We start from the raw sequence: 5184 nt of genomic DNA on the forward strand, positions 1-5184 counted from the left end.
CTTCAGCAGCGACCGCTCGATCGCCGACTATGCCGAGCGGATCTGGAAGGTGGCGCCGGTGCGGGTGCAGGCCAGTGCCGATGCGCCGGTGCCCTAGCCGGCAGCCGCTACAGCCGGTTGCTCCTGAGGGGTCTCCTTGAGGGACGGGAAGTTGGCCCCCATCCAGGCAGAGAGGGCAGGGCCAACCTCGGCGCGAAAGGCGGCGGCCCCAGCCGCATCCAGCACAGGGTAGGAGAGGGCTCCCTCCGGGCGCAGGGGTTTCCAGTTGCTGCTCTCCTTTTGCTTGAGGGCCAGCAGCGGGGCGTCGAAGTCGAAGCTGAGCAGGCGGCCCTGGCTGGCGATGGCCTCGATCCAGGCCTCCCGGGCGGCCAGCAGTCCCTTGGCCTTGAGGGTGTCCGGCAGGCCGAGCACCGGTTTGAGCTGCTCGAGGGCCCCCAGCTCCGCCTCCAGCAGGATCACCCAGGCGGCCTCTTCATCGGCTGCGAGCCCCACTTCGGCGGCGCTGGCGAGCATGGCATCGCGGTAGAAGCTGAGCCAGCGGTAATGGGACTTCTCCTGGATCGTCTTCTTCAGGGAACCCTTGCCATGGGCGGCCCGCTTGGGCAGGGCGGCTTCGGCCCGGCGCAGCAACACCCGGTCCTCCGGCTCGAGGTTGATGGCCCCCCAGCGCTGGCGGTATTCCCAGAGCTCCTCGTACTGGCGCACTTCCTCGGCGGTCCAGCCCAGTTCGCGGAGTTCCTCGCCCCTGCTTGCTTCGTCCTTCGCCACCAGCTCGCCTGTTGCACTGGCTCGCAGCGTAGAGGTCAGCGCACAACCAGCACCGGACAGGGGCTCTGGCAGAGCACCCGCTGGGTTTCGCTGCCCAGCAGCACCCCCTCCAGGCCGCGGCGCCCGTGGGAGGCCATCACGATCAGGTCGGCGCCAAGGCGCCCGGCGGCCTCCAGGATTGCGGCATGGGGCAGGGCATTCACCACCGTTTCGCTGCCCCAGGGCACGGCGGCGGCCTCGGCAGCCGCGCCAGCCTCCGCCAGGATTTGCTCGGCCCGGGCTCGTGCAGCCCTCACCAGAGTGTCGACCGTGTGCGGATCCACCAGCTCGCCTACGCCCACCAGGGAGATCGGGAAGTTGGTCTGCACGTGAAACAGGGTGAGCCGCGCTCCGATCGCCCCGGCCAGCTCCACGGCCTGGGCTACGGCCTGGCTGGAGAGCTCCGAGCCATCGGTGGGCACCAGCAGGTGGTGAAAGGTCATCAGCTGCGCAGGGGATCGCTGATCACCAGCGTGGAGCACTCGAGCCGGCCCAGCAACCGACTCACCCGCTCGCTGGCGGGAATCGGCAGCCCCGCCACGACGCGGCGCTGGCAGCGCAGGATCACCAGGTCATGGTGGCTGCTGGCGGCGATCAGGTCGTTCTCAACAGCCCAGCTGGGCTTCAGCATCACCTCCACCTGCACTGGCCCTGGCTCTGGGCCAGCCCCGCCCAGCCAAGCCTGCAGCTCCTCGCCCAGCTGGCCCAGGGCCGCCGCCGGCAGGTTGGGGTCATGCAGGTGCAGCAGGGTGAGGCGGGCGCCGCAGGCGGCGGCGAGCCGTCTGGCCAGCTGGAACTGCTCCAGGGCCGCGGCGGTGAGGTGCTTGATCGGCACGAGCAGGCGTTGGAGGCTGGCGGAATCGCCATGGAGGCGGGCCACCACCACCGGGCACGCCACCTGGCGGCAGGTTGCCTCCACCAGGTCGCCAAACAGCCAGCGCCCCAGCCCAGCCGGTGAATCCAGCCCCATCACCACCAGGTCCGCATCCTGCTCAAGGGCCGCTGCGGCTATGCCGCCGGCGATATCGCTGTCCACCCGCAACAGCGGCTGGCCCAGCGCTGCGCTGCCAGAGCGCTGAAGCCACTGCCGGCCTGCGCCGCTCTGCTCGGCAGTCACCACCTTGAGCGGCATCAGCCGGCCTGGCACGGCGCCCTTGCCGTTCGCCAGCAAGCCGGCCAGCTCGATCAGCCCCCGTTCCCAGGCTGGATTGGTGATCGGCACCAGCACCGCCAGCCCCCGCCGTTCCAGGGGGGCCTGGTCGTGGGGCAGCAGTGGGGGCAGGAGTGGGATCGCCCGGGCCGTGAGCCAGGGCCCCAGGCTGGCCGTGACCACCATCAGGGCCAGCACCCCGTTGAGCACCTGCGCGTCGAGCAGGCCGCCGCGGAAACCCACAAAAGTGGCGGCCAGGGTGGCGGCCACCTGGGGCAGGGAGAGCGACCACATCGTCAGGATCTGGGCGCGGCCGTAGCCGTAGAAGCGGCCGGCCCACCAGGCGGCCAGCCCCTTGGTGCCGATCAGGGTGGCGATCAGCAGCAGCGCAAACGGCGAGCCCACCATGGTGCGGGCGAACACCGGCAGGTCCAGCATCAGGCCCAGGTCGATAAAGAAGACCGGGATGAACAGGCTCGCTCCCACCACGATCACCTGCTCCCTCACCCGCCCCTCCGGCAGCACCGCATTTACTGCCAGGCCGGCCAGGAAGGCGCCGACGATCTTTTCCACGCCGGCCAGTTCGGCGGCCAGGGCCGCCAGAAATACCGCCAGCAACACCGCCACAAACAGCTGGCTGTCGTTGTTGACGCTGCGCTGCACCAGGCTGCGGCCCAGACGGGTGATCACCAGCACCACCAGGGCGGCGTAGATCCCCACCCGCAGCAGCAGCCACCCCACCCCCAGGGCACTCAGGTTGCCTTGGGCCAGGCCCATGCAGAGGGCGAGCACTACCAGGGCGGCGATGTCGGTCACGATCGTGCCGCCGATGGCCACGGTGACCGCCTCCTCCCGCATCGCTCCGTAGCTGCGCACGATCGGGTAGCCCAGGGGGGTATGGGAGGAGAGGATCGAGCCGATCAGCACCGCACTCAGTAGGGAGTAGCCGAAGCCCAGGCCCAGCAGCAGGCCCCCCAGCATCGGCAGGGCAAAGGTGAGCAGCCCGAAGCGGAGCGAGCGCCGGCGGATCCGGGCGAACTCCGCCAGGTCGATTTCCAGGCCGGCGAGGAACAACAGATAGATCACCCCCCCATCGGAGAGCAGTTGCACCGTGGGCTGGCTCGGGTTGAGCCACTGGAGGCCGTGGGGCCCGATCAGCACACCTGCCACCAGCAGGCCCACCAGATCGGGCATGCCCAGGCGGCGAACCAGGGGCGGCACCACCACACTCACCCCCAGCAGCAGGGCAAGCACTGCAAGCGGGTTATCGCTGAGCCAGCTTGAGATCACGCCGCCTCGGCTTCAGGCACTGCCCTTCCAGCCCGCCAGGTGGGAGGCAGCGCTGGATTTGGCCAGGGCCATGGCCCGCGGCAGGGCAGGCTCGAGCTGCTCGGAGCTGAAGGGGGGTAAGGGCCGGCTGCGCAGCCAGGCTCCCCAGCGAAATTCATGGAAGGGGATCAGCGGCGCTGGCTCGATCACCCCCTCTTTTTTCAGTTTCCACACCAGGCTTCGGTAGGGGTCGTCCTGGAGACCGGTTAGCTGGGCGGGCAGGGCCGAGGGCGGCAGGGGCCCCAGGCCGCGGCCGTCATAGAGATACAACCAGCCCCGTTCCTGCAGGATTTCCAGCACCTGCAGCGGGTCGTCGCTGTCGAGCTCGAGCACGACGTAGCCAAAGGCGGTGGCGCCAGGGGCGATTTCGATCAGGGCCCGCAGCCGGTGGTGGCGATCCACCATCCACATTTGGCCGGCCCGGTTGCGCACCAGGGGAACCGGCTTGCTGCCCAGGTAGGAGCGGCGTTCGCCGGCATCCTCGGCGCTGAAGTCCCGCAGCCGGCTGCGCACTTCGGCCAGCCCCACGCAGAGCTGGGTTGGACGGAGCTGGGCAAGGGGAATTTCCAGCAGTTCGCTGGCCGGGCCCGGGGCAGGTAGCTGCTGGTAGGGGGGGAGGCGCAGGGCCATTGCGGCTTGGGCAGCCTGAAGACCCCCTATCCTGCCGGCTGACTTGCGGGAATAGGGTCGCAGCAAGTGTGATTTGCCATGGCTTCCCCCCCCGGTCTTGACCTCAGCCAAGGCCCCCACGGACCGATTGGGGTTCTGGTGTGCGGCCACGGCAGCCGTAACCGCCTGGCGGTGGCCGAATTCGCCCAGCTGGCTAGGGGCCTGCAGGCCCAGTTGCCCGCGGTGCCGGTGGAATACGGCTACCTGGAATTCGCCCGGCCGATCCTGCGTGATGGCCTCGACGCCCTGCGGGCAAAGGGGGTGGGCCAGGTGCTGGCGGTGCCGGCCATGTTGTTTGCCGCCGGCCATGCCAAAAACGACATCCCCTCGGTGCTGAACACCTACGCAGCCGAGACAGGCCTGCGCATCGACTACGGCCGGGAGCTGGGCATCGACCTCAACATGATTCAGGCAGCCGGTGCCCGGATCCGCGAAGCTCTAGCCCAGGCCCCGGCCGATGTGCCCCTGCACGACACCCTGCTGGTGGTGGTGGGCCGGGGCTCCTCCGATCCGGATGCCAATTCCAATGTGTCCAAGGTGACCCGGATGCTGGTGGAGGGCTTTGGTTTCGGCTGGGGCGAAACCGTCTATTCCGGCGTCACCTTCCCCCTGGTGGAGCCCGGTTTGCGCCATGTGGTCAGGCTTGGCTACCGCCGTGTAATCGTCTTTCCCTACTTCCTGTTTTCAGGGGTGTTGGTCAGCCGGATCCGGCAGCACACCGAGCGGGTGGCGGCTGACCACCCGGAGGTGGAGTTCCTGCAGGCTTCCTATCTGGCTGACCACCCCCTGGTAGTGGGCACCTTCGTAGAGCGGGTGGCCGAGGTGGTGCGGGGCGACACCCAGATGAACTGCTCCCTGTGCAAGTACCGGGCCCAGGTGCTCGGCTTTGAAACGGAAGTGGGGGCTCCCCAGCACAGCCACCACCACCACGTTGAGGGCCTCACCGATGGCTGCGATCTCTGTGAGCGGGAGTGCACCGGCGCCTGCCAGCCCGATGGCGTTCCCCTGCCCCCAGCTGGCCATCTTCATGAGAACGGCCATCACCACGAGAACAGCCATCACCACGCCCCCTATCCCCACGCAGACCACCCCCTGGGTCCAGGCACCCTGCGCACAGGTGGCGGGACTGGCGGGTGAGGGAATCGGGATCGATCAGGCCGTGCAAGCGTCTCGGCGCGGGACGAGTCTTGCCGGACCAGGGCGCATAAGCTCTGCTGATCAATGGCATC

At 68.9% G+C, this 5184-nt stretch carries 5 protein-coding genes; 1 reads left to right on the plus strand and 4 read right to left on the minus strand.

Going from position 1 to position 5184, the window contains the following annotated elements:
* Positions 1-93: 93 nt before the first annotated feature.
* Genes KBZ15_RS18015 through KBZ15_RS18030 form a run of 4 tightly spaced genes read right to left on the minus strand, consistent with a single transcriptional unit; the run spans position 94 to position 3916 of the window.
* Complete coding sequence (locus KBZ15_RS18015) at positions 94-768, minus strand: hypothetical protein (protein WP_255016601.1); 675 nt, start codon at positions 766-768, stop codon at positions 94-96.
* Between the two features lie 35 nt (positions 769-803).
* Positions 804-1250 carry a universal stress protein gene (locus KBZ15_RS18020; protein ID WP_255016602.1) on the minus strand — a complete coding sequence of 149 codons (447 nt, stop codon included), beginning with the start codon at positions 1248-1250 and terminating at the stop codon, positions 804-806.
* Positions 1250-3211, minus strand: coding sequence for a cation:proton antiporter (locus tag KBZ15_RS18025; protein WP_255016603.1), 1962 nt, complete (start codon positions 3209-3211; stop codon positions 1250-1252). The genes KBZ15_RS18020 and KBZ15_RS18025 overlap by 1 nt, the downstream gene beginning before the upstream one ends.
* A gap of 48 nt (positions 3212-3259) precedes the next feature.
* Positions 3260-3916, minus strand: coding sequence for a ParB-like protein (locus KBZ15_RS18030; RefSeq protein WP_255016605.1), 657 nt, complete (start codon positions 3914-3916; stop codon positions 3260-3262).
* A 78-nt stretch (positions 3917-3994) separates the two neighbouring features.
* Here KBZ15_RS18030 and KBZ15_RS18035 point away from each other — a divergent pair, with 78 nt between their 5' ends.
* Complete coding sequence (locus tag KBZ15_RS18035) at positions 3995-5092, plus strand: sirohydrochlorin chelatase (RefSeq protein ID WP_255016607.1); 1098 nt, start codon at positions 3995-3997, stop codon at positions 5090-5092.
* The last annotated feature ends 92 nt before the right edge of the window (positions 5093-5184 follow it).

It is taken from the genome of Cyanobium sp. BA20m-p-22 (assembly GCF_024346275.1).
In the GTDB taxonomy this organism is placed as follows: Bacteria; Cyanobacteriota; Cyanobacteriia; order PCC-6307; family Cyanobiaceae; genus Cyanobium_A.

Bases quoted from the DNA above. Each gene is read 5' to 3' on its own strand.
- KBZ15_RS18020 (WP_255016602.1), bottom strand. From the start codon at position 1,250: ATGACCTTTCACCACCTGCTGGTGCCCACCGATGGCTCGGAGCTCTCC.
- KBZ15_RS18030 (WP_255016605.1), bottom strand. From the start codon at position 3,916: ATGGCCCTGCGCCTCCCCCCCTACCAGCAGCTACCTGCCCCGGGCCCG.
- KBZ15_RS18035 (WP_255016607.1), top strand. From the start codon at position 3,995: ATGGCTTCCCCCCCCGGTCTTGACCTCAGCCAAGGCCCCCACGGACCG.